Origin of the sequence: Bradyrhizobium sp. SZCCHNR2028 (assembly GCF_032380995.1) — a bacterium.
Lineage (GTDB): Bacteria > Pseudomonadota > Alphaproteobacteria > Rhizobiales > Xanthobacteraceae > Bradyrhizobium.
Genome location: NZ_JAUHJF010000004.1, coordinates 189,499 through 204,592, shown reverse-complemented (window position 1 = coordinate 204,592; position 15,094 = coordinate 189,499). Strand labels below are relative to the sequence as shown.

The window sequence follows — 15,094 nt, the reverse complement described above, 5'->3', positions numbered from 1 at the left end:
TGAACGGCTAATCGAGCGCGACCGGCTCGACCACGCCGGCGCGCTCGGTGATGACCTTGTACTGATCCGGCCGGCGATGCGCCGCGAAGTTGAACATCTTGTCCTTGCCCTGGCGGCACAGATCGAGGTCGATGTCGGCGACGATGACCTCATCGGCGAGCGTCGTCGCCTTCGCCACGATGCAGCCATCGGGATCGACGATGCAGGAGCCGCCGATCAGCCCGCTGCCATCCTCGTCGCCGGCCTTCGCCACCGCGATCGCCCAGGTCGCGTTCATGTAGGCGTTGGCCTGCGCCACCAGCGTCGAATGGAAGGTGCGCAGCGAGGCATCCTCGGTGGTGCCGCCATTGGGATCGTAGGCCGCGGAATTGTAGCCGACGCAGACCAGCTCCACGCCCTGCAGCCCGAGCACGCGCCACGATTCCGGCCAGCGCCGGTCGTTGCAGATCATCATCCCCATGATCGCGCCGCCCCATTCGCTGCCGGCGCGCACCGCTGGAAAGCCGAGATCGCCGTAGCCGAAATAGCGCTTCTCCAACTGCTGATACCTGGCGCCCGGCCGCGGCTCGACCGAGCCCGGCAGATGCACCTTGCGATATTTGCTGATGATCTCGCCGTCGGGATCGACCAGGATGGAGCTGTTGAATCGGCGTCCGTCCGGCGTCAGCTCGGCATAGCCGACATAGAAGCCGACACGAACCTCTCGCGCCCGGTCGAACAGCGCAGCGACGGCCGGGTTTGGCATCGACCGCTCGAAATGGTCGTCGAGCGCCTCGTCTTCGAGGATCCATCGCGGAAAGAACGTCGTGAAGGCGAGCTCGGGGAAAACCACCAGCTTCGCGCCCTGGCTGGCGGCCTGATCCAGCAGCGCAATCATGCGGGACAGCGTGTGCGTCCGGCTGTCGGCGCGCTGGGTCGGTCCCATCTGGGCGGCGGCGGCGCGGAAGATTCGGCTCAATGGTGCCTCCGATCTGTGCGCCATGCCGAACGATCAGGCGGAACGCCGCCTGGATGCGCGCACTGGAAGAAGGGATCATTTGGCGAAAGCGGCGTGGGATTTGCAATCTGCCCACACGGCCGCGCGCTATGATATTTTGGCCGAGACCATCACCGGGGCTTATAGGACGACCATGCCATGAACCTGCGCCAGCTGGAGATCCTGCGGGCCGTCATTCGCCATCACACCACCGTCGCCGCCGCCGAAGAGCTGGCGCTGTCGCAGCCCGCGATCAGCAACGCGCTCAAGGCGATGGAGGCCCAGGCCGGCTTCACCCTGTTCGAGCGCGTCAATAACCGATTGTTTCCGACGCCGGAGGCAATGACGCTCTATGAGGAGAGCGAGGCGATCTTCACCTTGCACGCCCGGCTGGAAAACCGCGTGCGTGACCTGCGCGAGCAGAAGACGGGTCATCTGTCGATCGTCGCCACGCCGCCGCTCGCCTACAGCATCATCCCGCCGACCTTGTCAGGCTTCCTGCGGCGCCGGCCGCAGACGCGAATGTTCTTCGACGTGCGCCGCTACGAGGGCATCATCGAGGGCGTGCTCGGCAATGTCGCCGAGCTCGGTTTCGCGCTCGGACTGTCCGACCATCCCGGGATCGCCCATGAGGTCGTGCACACCGGCGAAATGGTGTGCGTGATGCCAGCCCGGCATCCGCTTGCGGACCACGATGTGATTTCAGCGCGGGATCTCGCTGGGTTCCCGCTGATCGGCCTCGAACGCGGCACCCGCCTCGGCGAAGCCGTGCGCGAGAGCTTCCGGCAAGCCGATGCGGACTTCCAGCCGACCGTCGAAGTGCGCTACTGCAACACGGCCTGCGTGCTGGCTTCGACCGGCGTCGGTGTCGCCGTGGTCGACCCGTTCTCGCCGCGTCAGGGCGGGCCTGATCTCGTGGTACGGCCGTTCACGCCCTGCACCACGGTGTCGGCCTATGTGCTGTGGTCCGAGGCAAGGCCGCTGTCGAATCTGGCGAAGACGTTTCGAAACGAGGTGCGCAACGCGAGCCGGAGTCTCGCCGGTTGCGTCGACGCGATCGGGGCTCCGAGTCTCGCCGCTTCCGCGGAACGCGGCTGAGCTTGCCGTCCATGATTAAACCGGTGGACGTATCGTTTGCGGCCCATCATCCGAAACGCCTGCCTGCGGCGGGCTTCCCGGGATGATGCTCCGCGTCGCTGTCATCTTGCGGCTGGCGGCGGAGTTGTTGCAGTCGACCATGGCTCGCCCGCCCGCAATCGCGCCGCCAGCGCCGCCGCGCAGCCGGCGAGCAGCTTCTCGCCCTTTGCAGCAGATGCCTTGCGCGCATCGCCTGCGACGCCGGAGGTGGTGATGTCGGCGAACGATCTGAACATTTTCAGCGACGGCACCAGCGAGCCCATGATGTCGAAGCTCGGCCCAAAGGCCGCGTCGAGCCTCGCCGCATCGACGAGGCCGGGATGAACCACCATCATCATCGAGGTCTCGGCTTCGCAGGCATGCATCACGCCCTCCTGATCCTCGAGGACCTCGGCCATCATCTCCCGCCCTTCCATGAAATAGGTCGTCGTCGCGATCGGCGCATTGAGCTCGCGCGTCAATTCGCCGGTGAGAGTGGCCAGCGCCTGAATGTTGCCGCCATGGCCGTTGACGATCACGATGCGGCGGAAGCCGGCATTCAGGATCGAGCGACACAGGTCCCTAAGCACGGCGTGGTAGGTGGAGAGACTGAGGGTGAAGGTGCCGCCGAACGGAACGTGATGGTCGGCAAGCCCGCACCAGACGGTCGGCGCGACCACGATGGGATAGTCTGGAGCCAGCTCCAGCGCGGTGCGACGGCAGACCTCGCTGCACAGGAAGTCGTCAACGCCCGTCGGCAGATGCGGGCCGTGCTGCTCGGTCGAGGCCACCGGCAACAACACGATCGCGTCGCGCGCCGCGAGCGCGCGAAGCGCTGCGGCGGAAAGTCTGTTCCAGGCGGTTTCTGTCATGATGGCTGCTCGCATGGTCGGAGATGAGGAAGATTGGCTCATACCACCCGACACCGCAACGGCGCATCTTGCGCGCAGGCCGCGACAGCCGTCTGCGTGCACCCCAGCCACGACGCGGCTGCAGTTACAGCGCCCTCTCCCACAACGGGCGAGGGCGCAGTAACGGGCACCGCACCCTCGGCTAGATCAGGAGCTGCTTTCCATACACTCAAACATCGACAACGATTGCGATGACCTCAACAAGATGCAACGGCCTTGCGTCCTCACGACACCAGGACCCGCACGGCAGGCCGACTCACACCCGCGCCAACTCGATGTCGTGGGTCTGCTTCGTCTCCGCGTCGTACACCCTGATCTGCAACATCGGAAACCGGCGCTTCAGGTCATGCGCGCCGTTGTGCGCGCCCTCTTTTGTCTTGAACTCGGTCTTGATCTGACCATCGACCACGACGGCATAGCCGGTCAGCGGAAGGTCTTTGCCGGATTTGTCTTGAGCAGGCTTGTTGTGAACAGACTTCTCTTGGGCAGACTTGAGCATTGCGAGCCGACGTCGATTCGTGAGTTGAAGGGGTGTCGAGACGCGATCTCTCCGCCTCGGACGACTCCGATGTAAGGTGAGTCTGTCGCGACGAGCAAGCGAAGACGTGTTCTTCACAAGCAGGACGATTACGGTTCAACCTGACGGCGCAGCGCCGGCCCGCGATGATCTCGGGATGTTCACTGCGAACGAGTCGCGCGAGTTCCAGATTTGTGAGCTTTCCGGACGCTCGGAGTCATGCTCGCCACCGCGAACGACGAGCGCTGTGGTCGCATGTCTCTCAGTGCCCGCAGCGCTCACCTCGCGCCGCCTCGAAGGCATAAGCCCGATTCCAGCATGAGATGTGCGCTCCAACTGAGCGAGGTCACGCAAAATCCCGGCGCCATCGAATGAATGACTCAGCATGACCGCCATGCGCGAATTGCCCGTCGTGCCAGTCTGCCGCAGATAAACCGCTTGCGCCGTCGGGCAAATCGGGACGACATTTCGCGCATCCCGCCTCATGAAGAGGGGCGTGTCGCGAACGTCACGAGACGTGGAGTGCGGGATGCGATGGACGCGACGTGTCGCAGCGGGTGTCATGCCTGCGGACGAACGGCACGGCGCGGACGGCGAAATCGCATGGTCCTGGCGCCGCGACGCTGGCGTCAAGCTCGTGACGAGGTTTCAGCCTCACGCGGGTGACGGTGGCAAGACAGCCCGTTCACCGGGGAGAATGCGTATAAGCCGTAACACCATCGCGCAGGGAAGGCCGGGATGTCTCAGCCGAACCTGTGGTTCCTGCCCCGTGCATTCTTTCCGCACGGGGGCCATGGGGGCGGCGAGCTCCCGGCCTTCCCTGCGCCCTCTCACTTGAAGAGGGTGACGTCATGCAAGCCTCGGGCGTAACCTGCGCCGCGAGATCGCGATGTGCTGTCCTGCTGTTTGTCAGTGTGAACCCCGATCCCCGTGAGATCACGGATGCCGCGCCCGCCGCCCGGTATCCCTGTCGGCAGCTCGGCGCAGATGAGCGGGAACCGTCAACGGCGGCCCGGCGCGGTTGACCCTCCATTTACCTCACGATCGGCCACAACACTCGCGTTGATGCAGATCAACATCCTCGCTGAGAACGCGCCGCCTACTCACAAGGCTCCCTAGCGAATCAGTCGTCGCTGTTGCCTCGTTCGGCGTCCCGCGAACGGTCCTTGTGCAGCATTCACGGAGAATCACATGAGCGAGATCGGCGTGACGGCTCTGGATCACACCGTCCAGGAAACCAACATCTGGCTGAAGGCCATCGAGCAGCGCCTCGCGCTCTCGAGCCGACAGCAGGCCTACAACGCGCTGCGCGCGGTGCTGCATGTGCTGCGCGACCGCCTGCCGATGGCGACCGCCGTGAACTTCGGCGCGCAGCTGCCGCTGCTCATTCGCGGCATCTACTACGAAGGCTGGCATCACGCGGCGACGCCGACCAAGGACCGCCATCTCGAATATTTCGTCGATGACATCTTCCGTCAGTTGCCGCCACAATTTCCGGTCGATCCGCTCAGGGCCGCACGCGGCATCTTCGAGATTCTCTGGGAGAAGCTCGACCCCGGCGAGTTCGACAAGCTGATGGGTCATTTGCCGGTGCCGTTGCGAAATCTGCGCGAGCCGGCGACCTGAAGGGGGGCAAGCTCCCGAAAGGTGAGAAATAGCTCGCAACTCGCAACCAGCGTCCGACCTCAGTGGGCAATCTGCCGATACAGCGCGGGCAGTGCTGCAGGCAGTCGCCTGATGTTGCCGACGATGCCGTAGCCGCCGCGGCCGAACAGGGTCGGAAAATACGACTGCGCCGACGCGTCGATGGTCACGCCGAACACGGCGACGCCGCCGCGCCGCGCCTCCTGTACCGCCTTGCGCGTGTCCTCGATCGCGAAACGTCCCTCATAGTGATCGACGTCGTTCGGCTTGCCGTCGGTCAGCACCAGCAGCAGACGCTTGCGCTCGGGTCGCTCGGCGAGCTCGCCGGCGGCGTGACGCACCGCCGTGCCGATGCGCGTGTAGTAGCCGGGCCTAAGCGCACCGATACGGCGCTCGACCCGCCCGCTCATCGGCTCGCCGAATGCCTTCACGGTCTCCAGGCGGACCCATGAGTTGCGCCGCGAGGTGAAGGTGAGAATGCTGTGGCTGTCGCCGCAGGCCGACAGCCCATGCGCCAGCACCAGCAGCGCCTCCTTCTCGACGTCGAGCACGCGCACGCCGTCGATCCACGCATCGGTGGACAGGGAGACGTCCACCAGCAGGGTCACCGCGAGATCATGCGCGAGCGGGCGCATCGCCAGATGCACGCGATCAAGTCCGCCATGGCCGGCATTGAGATCGCAGCGCGCGCGCACCAGCGCGTCGATGTCGAGGTCGTGGCCGTCGGCCTGCGCGCGCATCACCTCGTGACGCGGCCGCAAGGTCTCGAACCTGCGCCGTACGCTGCGGATGCGCCGGCGCATCGCATCGTCCGGAGCCCACGCCTCGCCCGCCTCAGCGGCGTCGCCGGTCACGACGCGGCAATGGTCCGGCAGATAGGCGCCGCCGCGATAATTCCATTCGGGATACAGTCGGCCGCTGCCGAGACGGGCCGTGTCCACCGCCTCGGGCGGCAGGTCGAGATCGAATTTCAGCTTGCTCGCCGGACGCCCCTTGCGCCTGGCGATCGCGAGCTCATCGAGATCGTCGGCGGCCTTGCGGGCATCGTCATCGTCGGTATCGTCGGAAGGGCGATCGACATTGACCATCTCCGCCATCGCCAGGATCTTCTCGAAGCGGTTGAGAATGAACGGATCGCGCTTGGCCGTGTCGTCGCGCTCGCGCCGCGCAAAGCGCTTGCGGGTGTCGGGTGCCCCCTCCTGCTCCGCGGGCGTCTGCGTCTCGTCGTCCTCGCGCGCCGCGGCAACGGCATCGCGGCTCCAGCAATCGCCCCATAGCGGACACGGCAAGAACGGCCGATAGCCGGGCGGGGCGGCCTCCGGCAACGCGCCGCCGGCGATGACCGCATTCCACAGCGCGCCCTTGGGCGGCGCGCCGGCGCCGAGCAGCGCCATGACGATATGCTCGACCTGCTGCTCGAGCCGAGGCAGCGGCCGCCGCGGCCGCGCCGCAGCCAGCGCTTCGGCGAGTTGCGCATGCGTGCGCGCCAGTCCCGCAAAGCGCGCCAGCACCAGCGAGGTCGTCTCACAGGCCCGGCGCAGCGCCAGCAGATCATGCCGCAGCGGATCGCGCTCCGCGATCGGCTCGACCGCCATGGTCGCGAACCACGCCGCGAGCCAGTGATAGAGCTGTGCATTGAGCGCGCGATCCGGCAGCAAAGCGATGGTCTCCGGCAGGAACACGGTGGCGCCGTCGCGCCCGGCCTGATCGAGGCATTCGTCGCCGAGGCCAATGCGCTGGCGCCAGCCGAGCCGATGGCCCGACTTGCGCGCCCTGGCTCCGGCGACCTGCACGCCGCTCTCGCCGCCCAGCGCGCGGAACATCACGGCGATGCGGCCGCTGATCTCGTTCAGCGCGACGGCCTGATCCGGATGGACCGGATAGCTCGAGGTCGTGCCGACCATGCGGTGCCAGGCGCGGCCGACGGTCTCCTCCAGTTCGAGAAAGTCGAGCATGACTCACCCGATCACGGCACGCGCGACCTCGCGCAAAGCGGCCTTGACGTCGGCGTCATCGGTGAGCGGCTCGATCATCGCGGCGAGCACGGCGTCGGCGACGGGCGTGCCAGCCGCAACCAGGGTTGCGCAATAGACCAGGAGCCGGGTCGAGACGCCCTCCTCCAGGTCATGGCCCTGCAGCGCGCGGAGGCGATGCGCGAGCGCTACCAGCGGCCGAACGCGCTCCGGCGGCAGCCCGCTCTCGGCGGCGACCACCGCGATCTCCTGCTCGGCGGGCAGGAAGCCGAATTCGATGGCGATGAAGCGCTGCCGTGTCGACGGCTTGAGCGCCTTGTGCAGCGACTGATAACCCGGATTGTAGGACACCACGAGCATGAAACCGTCGGGCGCGATCAGCTCCTCGCCGGTCCGCTCCAAGGGCAGGATCCGGCGGTCGTCGGTGAGGGGATGCAGCACCACCGTCACATCCTTGCGGGCCTCGACCACCTCGTCGAGATAGCAGATGCCGCCCTCGCGCACCGCGCGGGTCAGCGGGCCGTCGGTCCAGACGGTGTCACCGCCCTTGAGCAGATAGCGTCCGGTGAGATCGGCGGCGGTGAGGTCGTCGTGACAGGCCACCGTGTGCAGCGGCAGTTCCAGCCGCGCCGCCATGTGCGCGACGAAGCGGGTCTTGCCGCAGCCGGTCGGGCCCTTCAGGAGCACCGGCAGGCGATGCCGGAACGCATGCTCGAACAGCGCGCATTCATTGCCGGTCGGCGTGTACGAGGGAAACGACGGGGCGGTATCGATCGCGTGCAGCGCGGGCTTCATGATCACTCTCCGAATCGGGGGATGCGGGCGGCGGCATCGAGGCCGCCGCCTGCGGGATTTCACTCCGCCGGCTGCAGCGCGCCGGGGATCACGGGCTCCTTGGCGCGGCCGGGCACCAGCACGGCCCAGACGAACATCAGCGCCGCGATCGCCACGAACACACCGGAGCCGAGCCGCACCCAGTAGAACATCGCGAGCTGGTCCTGCACGTCCATGTAGCTCTGGCCGAGCACGCGCTGCAGATGCACCTGGATGATGCCGGCGAAGGTCAGCGCAAAGGTCATCGTCATCATCGCCGTGCACATGATCCAGAAGCTCGCCATCGAGAGCCACTGATTGTAGGGCGCACGCTGGCGCAGTTGCGGCACGGCATAGGCCATCACGGCGAGGTTGAGCATCACATAGGCGCCGAAGAAGGCGAGGTGGCCGTGCGCAGCGGTGACCTGGGTGCCGTGGGTGTAGTAGTTCACGCTGGACAGCGTGTGCAGGAAGCCCCACACGCCGGCGCCGAGAAACGCCATGACGGAGCAGCCGACCGACCACAGCAGCGCGGCGCGATTCGGATGCCTGCGTCCCGCCTTGAGCGTCATCTGCACCGTGAAGATCACCATGGTGAAGAACGGCGCGACCTCGAGGGTGGAGAACAAGGAGCCGATCCACTGCCAGTAGCCGGGGGCGCCGATCCAGTAGAAATGATGGCCGGTGCCGAGGATGCCGGAGAACAGCGCGAGCCCGATGATCACGTAGAGCCACTTCTCGACCACCTCGCGGTCGATGCCGTTGAGCTTGATCATCAGGAAGGCCAGGATAGAGGCCATGATCAGCTCCCAGACCCCCTCGACCCAGAGATGGACGATGTACCACCAGTACATCTTGTCGACGGCGAGATTGGCCGGATTGTAGAAAGCGAACAGAAAGAAGATCGCCACGCCCCACAGGCCGAACAGCAGGATGTTGGTTACCGTGGTCTTGCGGCCCTTAAGGGCTGTCATGGTGACGTTGAACAGGAACATCAGGCAGACGACGACGATGCCGACCTTGATGATGAAGGGCTGCTCGAGGAACTCGCGGCCCTCATGGTAGTGGAAGAGATAACCGACCACGGCAGCCCCCGCCGCGCCGAAGAACATCCAGAACTGGATCTTGGCGAGCAGCGGGCTGTAGAGCTCGGTCTCGGTCTCCTCGGGCAGCAGAAAGTAGGTGGCGCCCATGAAGCCGATCAGCGACCACACGATCAGCGCGTTGGTGTGGATCATGCGGACGATGTTGAAGGGCAGCAGGACCGACAGCGTGTTCGGCAGCACGTAGATGGTGCCGGCGAGCAGGCCGAAGATGACCTGGGCGAGGAAGAGCGTCAGCGCGCCGTAGAAATACAGCATCGCGACCTTCTGGGTCTCATATCTCATCGCGGATCTCTCTCATGACGGGGGGGGGCGGGGTGCCGGCTCAGCCGGCCTTGTTCGGCGGCCAGTCCTGACGCTTGATCGTGTCGGCCCATTGCAGGAAGTCGGCGAGGTCGTTGAGCTCCTGGTCGGACAAATTGAACTGCGGCATCTGCCGGCGGCCGGGAGCGCCGGAGGGTTGCGACTGCATCCAGGATTTCAGCATCTCGCGCGCGGCGGCCGGGTCCTGTCTGCCGCCCCAGCGGTCCCAGACATTGCCGACCTCGGGCGCGAAATAGGCGCCCTCGCCGAGCAGGGTATGGCAATTGATGCAGGAGTTCTTCTCCCAGACGTGCTTGCCGCGTGCGACGCCGTCGGACAGCGTCGACGCATTGGTCGAGGTCGTGACCATGTAGTAGTGGCTGTGCGCTGTGAGCCCGAGGAAGATCGCAAAGAAGAAGGCCGAACCGCCGTAAAAGACGTTCCGCGCGGCCGACTTGGTCAGGCGTTCCGCCATGACACGTCCTTTCCGTTTGGTGAAGTTCGATGGTGTGAAAGCAATCTACCGGCAATGCCGAGGGGCTCTTTGTCGGAGCGCAACGAGCGCGGCGATGGCCGATCAGATGAGCGCGCGGATCGCGACCGCGAGCCCGGCAAGCGCAACGAGAGCCGCCAGCCACGTGGTGAGCAGGCCGCGCCACAGCGCGGGCGCATCGCGCAAGCCGAGAAAATCGAGCACGATCACCCTGCCCTTTGCCAATGCGAGCAGCAGTGCGGCCGCATCGACGAGCCATCGGCTCGGCAGCAGCAGCGACGCCGCAAGCGTCGCAATGGCAAGGGCCAGCAGTTGAAGCCAGGCCCGATCGAGACGGTCACGGAACATGGCTCAACCGACCAGATAGAGGACCGGAAACATGACGATCCAAACCAGGTCGACTATGTGCCAGAAGGCGGTCCCGGTCTCGACGCCATTGGCGGTGGCGCTGCGGCCGACGACGGCCAGGATGACGATGCCGAGCAGAACATGCAGGAGGTGAAAGCCCGTCAGTAGGAAGTAGAGGGTGAAGAACGGTGATGTCTCCATGCCCGCGCCGGCGGCGATCTCGCCGCCATATTCCGTCAGCTTGACGGCGATGAAAACGGCACCCAGCAACATGGCGAGCCCGAGCCAGCGTCGGGCGCTCCCGGTCGAGGCGTGCCGCGCAGAAGCAGCAGCTCGCGCGGCGGCCCAGCCGCTGGTGACCAGCACGGCCGTGTTCACAGCGGCCAGGCGGCTATCGAGCATCGCCTGCCCGACCGCGAACACGACGGGGTTGAGGGCCCGCGTCACCACGAAACCGCCCAGCAGGAGGCCGAAGGCGACGAGCTCGCTGAGGATCAGCACCCACATCATGGCGTCGCCGGGCAGACCATCCAGCACGCCCCAACGTTCCTCCTGCTCCGGCTCACAAGCGAGCGCCGACATCCCTGCCTCCGAGTTGAACGTCGAGAGGCTAGTCGGACCGTCAGTTGGACTCTTTGTCGGCGCGCAAACAGCGGACCCGCGAGGCACGCTAAGAGCCGGCATCGTCAGGAGCAGATCCCATGACCGAAGCGCAGCTCGGCCTCCTCACCGCGACGCCGATCATCATCGTCTTTGCCGGCGCGCTGTGGCGCATGGGCGTGCTGTCGACCACGGGGACGGTGTCCGCGGTCGCGCTCTCCGTCGCGATCGCCTTGGTCCTGTTCACCACGCAATAGCCTGCCTGGAACCTTTGCCGTCCTCGCACGTCAGTTCGTGCGGAGGTGCCGCATGGACGACAAGCGATTCGCAGAGCTGCTCGGAAACGCCGCCATCGGCGTCTGGGGCGACATGCCGCGCGACATCCAGGAGGCGCTGTTCGAGACGGCGATGCGCGGTCACGACGATCTGAGGCACGAGCTCGCCAAGCTGCTTCACGACCGGCATCCGCGTACGCAACATCCGCCGCGTCCGGCTTGAGCGGTCTCAGTCGGGATGATCATCAGCCCGGAACTGTGACGGCTCGTCGTAACCCTTGCGGCTGCTGTAGAACAACAGCACCATCAGCCCAATTCCCACGATGAGCGAAAACACCACGCCGAGCGTGAGCGCGATCCATCCTTCTCGCGGCATCGGATCGCCCGGCAGGGTCAGCCCCTGATAGGCGAAGACGATGGCGGCTGCGAGAATCAGCAGCAATGCGACGGTGATCGCGATCGGTCCTGCACGCATTGGCGATCGTGCTCCTGGCAGCGAGAACCAAGCCCGCCCGCGATCGTTCCTCGGCGATCCCGGTAACGGCGCACGGCGATAGTTCCGAAATGTGAGAACGGGTCGTCCCGCTTCGCCTGACCTTGCGCTGCCGCAATCACCGCGCTGCATCCAATCGCGGCATCATCTGCTCAAAGGATGACGCGCTCGCCCTCGGCCTGGTGCATGCCGCATGGCTGCTCCCGCCCGGGATCGCTAGGCGCCCGGGAACTTAGCTGATACCTCTATCGGCTTCCCATCGGCAGCAAAGGACAAGGACCGGAGATGGACAACCGCAGCGAGATCTGGCGCGGCGTCGACGCGATCAAGACCCGTTTCATCGAGCTCAGCGACCGGGTGTGGAGCATGCCCGAGGTCTGCTACACCGAGGCCCGCTCGTCCGCCGAACACCTCGCCGAGTTGAAGCACCAGGGTTTTCGCATCACCGAGAAGGTCGCGGGAATCCCGACCGCGCTGATGGGGGAATGGGGCGAAGGCGGCCCGATCATCGCCTTCATGGGCGAATACGACGCCCTGCCCGGCCTCAGCCAGGAGGCCGGGGTCGCCGAGCACCGTCCGGTCGAGACCGGCGGCCATGGCCACGGCTGCGGCCACAATCTCCTGGGCTCGGCGGCGCTGCTCGCGGCCACCGCCGTGAAGGACTGGCTCGCCGCCAACAAGGTTCCCGGCCGCGTGCGCTACTATGGCTGCCCGGCCGAGGAAGGCGGCGCCGCAAAAGCCTTCATGGTGCGCTCGGGCGCGTTCGAGGATGCCGACATCGCGATCACCTGGCATCCGTCGAGCTTCTGGGAAGTGGTGATGACGCCCTCTCTCGCCAACACGCGCGCGGACTTCATCTTCACCGGACGCACCTCGCATGCGGCCGCCTCGCCCCATCTTGGCCGCAGCGCGCTTGACGCGGTCGAGCTGATGAATGTCGGCGTCAACTACATGCGCGAGCACATGCCGAGCGACGCCCGCGTGCACTACGCGCTGCTGGACGCCGGCGGCATCGCGCCCAACGTCGTGCAGGCGCATGCACGGGTGCGCTACTCGATCCGTGCCCGAGACCTGCCCGGCATGAACGAGCTGGTCGAGCGTGTGCACAAGATCGCACAAGGTGCGGCGCTGATGACCGAGACCAAGGTGGAGATGAAGATCATCTCCGCGGTCTCCAACATCCTGCCCAACACGCCGCTCGAAGAGGCGCTGTATGGGATCATGGAGGAGCTCGGCCCGCCGCATTTCGACGCGACCGACAAGGATTTCGCCGGACAGATCCAGGCGACCCTGACCGACAAGGACATTGCCTCGGTCTACTACAGCATCGGCTTGGACCCGACCGACAAGCCGCTGGCCGACTTCCTGGTGCCGCTCAATGCCAAGCGCAATCCGCAGATCGGCTCGACCGACGTCGGCGACGTCAGCTGGGTGGTGCCGACGGTGCAGGTGCATGCGCCGACGGTAGCGATCGGCACGCCGTTCCACACCTGGCAGGTCGTCGCGCAAGGCAAGACGCCAGCCGCGCACAAGGCCATGGTGCAGGCTGCCAAGGCCATGGCCGGCCTGGGCATCAAGGCGCTCAACGAACCCGCCTTGATTGCAGCTGCCAAGGCCGACCTGAAAAAACGGACGATGCGCACACCTTATGTCAGTCCGCTGCCTGCCGAAGTGGAGCCGCCGCTGATGATGTCGATCGCCTGAAACGTCAACCTTGGGGGGGAACACAATGGCGAAAACGGCAACAAAGAAGAAGCCGGCGGCGAAGACCGCCAAGCCTGCTCCGAAGCGCGCGGCCGTGACCGCCACGGCCAACAAGAAGCACGTGAAGGCCAAGCCGCAGCACAGGCCACAAGCGAAGGCAGCCGCGCCAAGACCGCGGCTGCCGAAAGGACCGGTCTGGCAGTGGTCGGCGGTCGACACGGCAGCTGCGATCCGCGCCGGCGCGGTCTCCTCGGTCGAAGTGACCGAGGCGCATCTCGCGCGCATGCATGCGGTCAATCCGAAGCTCAATGCCGTCGTCGTCGATCTCTCCGAAGACGCCCTGAAGGCTGCGCGTGCGGCCGACAAGGCGCGCGACAAGAGCGGCCTGCTGCATGGCGTGCCGGTCACGATCAAGGAGAACGTCGACTACGAAGGACGGCCGAATCCCAACGGCGTTCCATCGCAGATGGGGATCATCGCGCCGTCGGACGCTCCGGTCGTGCGCAACCTGAAGCAGGCCGGCGCGATCGTGCTCGGCCTCACCAACACGCCGGAATTCTCGTTCCGCGGCTTCACCGACAACCCGCTGCACGGGCTGACCTTGAACCCGTGGGATCCAGAGATCACCTGCGGCGGCTCGTCGGGCGGCGCCGGAGCCGCGGTCGCGGCGGGCATCGGCACCATCGCGCATGGCAACGACATCGGTGGGTCGCTGCGCTGGCCGGCACATTGCAATGGCATCGTGACCATCAAGCCGACGCAGGGCCGCATCCCCGCCTACAACGAGAGCGCTGCTGCCGAGCGGCCGATGCTCGCACATCTCATGTCGTCGCAGGGGCCGCTGGCGCGCAGCGTCGCCGACGTCCGGCTGGCGCTGGAGGTGATGAGCCGGCGCGATCCGCGCGATCCGTGGTGGGTGCCAGCGCCACTGGAAGACGTGAAGCCGAAGCGGCCGGTCAAGGTCGCGCTCGCCAAGATCCCTGACGACATGGACGTCGATCCGTCCGTGCACGCGGCGCTGCGGCAGGCAGCGGATCATCTGGAGCGGTCGGGCTACCGGGTCAGCGAGGTCGAGGTCCCCGACATCTCCGGCGTCTGGCAAACCTGGTGCGACATCATCACCAACGAGGTGGTGGTGATGCAGGAAGCCAAGATGCTGGCCGTGACGTCGGAGGATTTCCACAAGGCCTGGGGCGGGATGCGCGCCAAGGCCGAGATGCTCGACCTCGCCGGCTGGATGAATGCGACCGCGCAGCGCTCGACGCATATCCGTGCCTGGCAGCTGTTCTTCGAGGACTACCCGATCGTGCTGGCGCCGACCACGGTCAAGCCGACGCCCGGTCCGCGCGACGACACCATCAGCCCCGAGCGTGTGCGCGAGATCTTCTTCAACGAGATCCGCTTCATCTCGGCGATCAACGTGCTCGGCCTGCCCGGCGCCGTCGTGCCGGTCACGGTCCAAGACGGCCAGCCCATCGGCGTGCAGCTGATCGCCGGCCGCTATCGCGAGGACCTCGCGCTCGATGCCGCCGCAGCAATCGAGAAGCGTGCAGGAATGCTGGTGCGGCAGCTCTGGGAACGGATGGTTTAGTCCCGCTCCGGCCCGAGGATCGTGGTCCTCGGGCCGTCATGTTTCCGACACTGCCCGGCATCGATTGTCGAAAGTCGAACACTGACGCGCATCGCGTTCGCTCGAGATCGCCTCGGGTTGACGGGAACTGGCCGACCTGTCTATTTTGATGTATACGAATGGATATAGCTCGGCGTCGGCACTGGCCCATGCGTCGGAACGGGACTTGCAATTCACCGAAACGAACCCGCCTCG

At 65.9% G+C, this 15,094-nt stretch carries 16 protein-coding genes; 6 read left to right on the top strand and 10 right to left on the bottom strand.

Annotated elements, in window-relative coordinates:
- Nucleotides 1-7 precede the first annotated feature (7 nt).
- Nucleotides 8-982 carry an N-carbamoyl-D-amino-acid hydrolase gene (locus QX121_RS09190; RefSeq protein ID WP_315811731.1) on the bottom strand — a complete coding sequence of 325 codons (975 nt, stop codon included), beginning with the start codon at nucleotides 980-982 and terminating at the stop codon, nucleotides 8-10.
- Between the two features lie 153 nt (nucleotides 983-1,135).
- On the opposite strand from QX121_RS09190, the gene QX121_RS09185 reads away from it, so the two are divergent.
- The gene (locus QX121_RS09185) at nucleotides 1,136-2,074 is read left to right on the top strand and encodes a LysR family transcriptional regulator (protein ID WP_315811730.1); all 939 of its coding nucleotides are present in this window, start codon (nucleotides 1,136-1,138) and stop codon (nucleotides 2,072-2,074) included.
- 101 nt (nucleotides 2,075-2,175) lie between these two features.
- Here the strand turns inward: QX121_RS09185 and QX121_RS09180 are convergent, their stop codons facing one another.
- Both QX121_RS09180 and QX121_RS09175 read right to left on the bottom strand, forming a co-directional pair.
- Nucleotides 2,176-2,964, bottom strand: coding sequence for a creatininase family protein (locus tag QX121_RS09180; RefSeq protein ID WP_315811729.1), 789 nt, complete (start codon nucleotides 2,962-2,964; stop codon nucleotides 2,176-2,178).
- Nucleotides 2,965-3,259: 295 nt separating this feature from the next.
- On the bottom strand, nucleotides 3,260-3,502 hold the full coding sequence (locus tag QX121_RS09175) for a hypothetical protein (RefSeq protein WP_315811728.1): 243 nt from the start codon (nucleotides 3,500-3,502) through the stop codon (nucleotides 3,260-3,262).
- A 1,209-nt stretch (nucleotides 3,503-4,711) separates the two neighbouring features.
- On the opposite strand from QX121_RS09175, the gene QX121_RS09170 reads away from it, so the two are divergent.
- Complete coding sequence (locus tag QX121_RS09170; protein WP_315738506.1) at nucleotides 4,712-5,146, top strand: DUF2267 domain-containing protein; 435 nt, start codon at nucleotides 4,712-4,714, stop codon at nucleotides 5,144-5,146.
- A 59-nt stretch (nucleotides 5,147-5,205) separates the two neighbouring features.
- Here QX121_RS09170 and QX121_RS09165 read toward each other — a convergent pair whose 3' ends face one another.
- The 6 genes from QX121_RS09165 to QX121_RS09140 all read right to left on the bottom strand — a co-directional run bounded on the left by QX121_RS09165 (nucleotide 5,206) and on the right by QX121_RS09140 (nucleotide 10,779).
- On the bottom strand, nucleotides 5,206-7,119 hold the full coding sequence (locus QX121_RS09165) for a nitric oxide reductase activation protein NorD (RefSeq protein ID WP_315811727.1): 1,914 nt from the start codon (nucleotides 7,117-7,119) through the stop codon (nucleotides 5,206-5,208).
- Between the two features lie 3 nt (nucleotides 7,120-7,122).
- Complete coding sequence (locus QX121_RS09160; RefSeq protein WP_315776025.1) at nucleotides 7,123-7,932, bottom strand: CbbQ/NirQ/NorQ/GpvN family protein; 810 nt, start codon at nucleotides 7,930-7,932, stop codon at nucleotides 7,123-7,125.
- 59 nt (nucleotides 7,933-7,991) lie between these two features.
- Nucleotides 7,992-9,338 carry a cbb3-type cytochrome c oxidase subunit I gene (locus tag QX121_RS09155; protein WP_315811726.1) on the bottom strand — a complete coding sequence of 449 codons (1,347 nt, stop codon included), beginning with the start codon at nucleotides 9,336-9,338 and terminating at the stop codon, nucleotides 7,992-7,994.
- 40 nt (nucleotides 9,339-9,378) lie between these two features.
- Nucleotides 9,379-9,831, bottom strand: a complete 453-nt coding sequence (locus tag QX121_RS09150) for a cytochrome c (RefSeq protein WP_315738510.1) — start codon at nucleotides 9,829-9,831, stop codon at nucleotides 9,379-9,381.
- A 102-nt stretch (nucleotides 9,832-9,933) separates the two neighbouring features.
- Nucleotides 9,934-10,197, bottom strand: coding sequence for a cytochrome C oxidase subunit IV family protein (locus QX121_RS09145; RefSeq protein WP_315755398.1), 264 nt, complete (start codon nucleotides 10,195-10,197; stop codon nucleotides 9,934-9,936).
- Between the two features lie 3 nt (nucleotides 10,198-10,200).
- Nucleotides 10,201-10,779, bottom strand: coding sequence for a cytochrome c oxidase subunit 3 (locus QX121_RS09140; RefSeq protein WP_315811725.1), 579 nt, complete (start codon nucleotides 10,777-10,779; stop codon nucleotides 10,201-10,203).
- 119 nt (nucleotides 10,780-10,898) lie between these two features.
- Between QX121_RS09140 and QX121_RS09135 the strand changes: the two genes are divergently transcribed.
- Complete coding sequence (locus QX121_RS09135) at nucleotides 10,899-11,054, top strand: hypothetical protein (protein ID WP_315738513.1); 156 nt, start codon at nucleotides 10,899-10,901, stop codon at nucleotides 11,052-11,054.
- A 52-nt stretch (nucleotides 11,055-11,106) separates the two neighbouring features.
- On the top strand, nucleotides 11,107-11,295 hold the full coding sequence (locus QX121_RS09130; RefSeq protein ID WP_315738514.1) for a hypothetical protein: 189 nt from the start codon (nucleotides 11,107-11,109) through the stop codon (nucleotides 11,293-11,295).
- A 6-nt stretch (nucleotides 11,296-11,301) separates the two neighbouring features.
- Here the strand turns inward: QX121_RS09130 and QX121_RS09125 are convergent, their stop codons facing one another.
- Complete coding sequence (locus QX121_RS09125) at nucleotides 11,302-11,547, bottom strand: hypothetical protein (protein WP_315738515.1); 246 nt, start codon at nucleotides 11,545-11,547, stop codon at nucleotides 11,302-11,304.
- Nucleotides 11,548-11,850: 303 nt separating this feature from the next.
- On the opposite strand from QX121_RS09125, the gene QX121_RS09120 reads away from it, so the two are divergent.
- Both QX121_RS09120 and QX121_RS09115 read left to right on the top strand, forming a co-directional pair.
- On the top strand, nucleotides 11,851-13,269 hold the full coding sequence (locus QX121_RS09120) for a M20 family metallopeptidase (protein WP_315811724.1): 1,419 nt from the start codon (nucleotides 11,851-11,853) through the stop codon (nucleotides 13,267-13,269).
- 25 nt (nucleotides 13,270-13,294) lie between these two features.
- Nucleotides 13,295-14,860, top strand: coding sequence for an amidase family protein (locus QX121_RS09115; protein ID WP_315811723.1), 1,566 nt, complete (start codon nucleotides 13,295-13,297; stop codon nucleotides 14,858-14,860).
- Nucleotides 14,861-15,094 lie beyond the last annotated feature (234 nt).

What these genes read in the sequence shown, in the direction of transcription:
- QX121_RS09190 (WP_315811731.1), bottom strand. Translation starts at nt 982, where the DNA reads ATGGCGCACAGATCGGAGGCACCATTGAGCCGAATCTTCCGCGCCGCC.
- QX121_RS09185 (WP_315811730.1), top strand. Translation starts at nt 1,136, where the DNA reads ATGAACCTGCGCCAGCTGGAGATCCTGCGGGCCGTCATTCGCCATCAC.
- QX121_RS09180 (WP_315811729.1), bottom strand. Translation starts at nt 2,964, where the DNA reads ATGACAGAAACCGCCTGGAACAGACTTTCCGCCGCAGCGCTTCGCGCG.
- QX121_RS09175 (WP_315811728.1), bottom strand. Translation starts at nt 3,502, where the DNA reads ATGCTCAAGTCTGCCCAAGAGAAGTCTGTTCACAACAAGCCTGCTCAA.
- QX121_RS09170 (WP_315738506.1), top strand. Translation starts at nt 4,712, where the DNA reads ATGAGCGAGATCGGCGTGACGGCTCTGGATCACACCGTCCAGGAAACC.
- QX121_RS09165 (WP_315811727.1), bottom strand. Translation starts at nt 7,119, where the DNA reads ATGCTCGACTTTCTCGAACTGGAGGAGACCGTCGGCCGCGCCTGGCAC.
- QX121_RS09160 (WP_315776025.1), bottom strand. Translation starts at nt 7,932, where the DNA reads ATGAAGCCCGCGCTGCACGCGATCGATACCGCCCCGTCGTTTCCCTCG.
- QX121_RS09155 (WP_315811726.1), bottom strand. Translation starts at nt 9,338, where the DNA reads ATGAGATATGAGACCCAGAAGGTCGCGATGCTGTATTTCTACGGCGCG.
- QX121_RS09150 (WP_315738510.1), bottom strand. Translation starts at nt 9,831, where the DNA reads ATGGCGGAACGCCTGACCAAGTCGGCCGCGCGGAACGTCTTTTACGGC.
- QX121_RS09145 (WP_315755398.1), bottom strand. Translation starts at nt 10,197, where the DNA reads ATGTTCCGTGACCGTCTCGATCGGGCCTGGCTTCAACTGCTGGCCCTT.
- QX121_RS09140 (WP_315811725.1), bottom strand. Translation starts at nt 10,779, where the DNA reads ATGTCGGCGCTCGCTTGTGAGCCGGAGCAGGAGGAACGTTGGGGCGTG.
- QX121_RS09135 (WP_315738513.1), top strand. Translation starts at nt 10,899, where the DNA reads ATGACCGAAGCGCAGCTCGGCCTCCTCACCGCGACGCCGATCATCATC.
- QX121_RS09130 (WP_315738514.1), top strand. Translation starts at nt 11,107, where the DNA reads ATGGACGACAAGCGATTCGCAGAGCTGCTCGGAAACGCCGCCATCGGC.
- QX121_RS09125 (WP_315738515.1), bottom strand. Translation starts at nt 11,547, where the DNA reads ATGCGTGCAGGACCGATCGCGATCACCGTCGCATTGCTGCTGATTCTC.
- QX121_RS09120 (WP_315811724.1), top strand. Translation starts at nt 11,851, where the DNA reads ATGGACAACCGCAGCGAGATCTGGCGCGGCGTCGACGCGATCAAGACC.
- QX121_RS09115 (WP_315811723.1), top strand. Translation starts at nt 13,295, where the DNA reads ATGGCGAAAACGGCAACAAAGAAGAAGCCGGCGGCGAAGACCGCCAAG.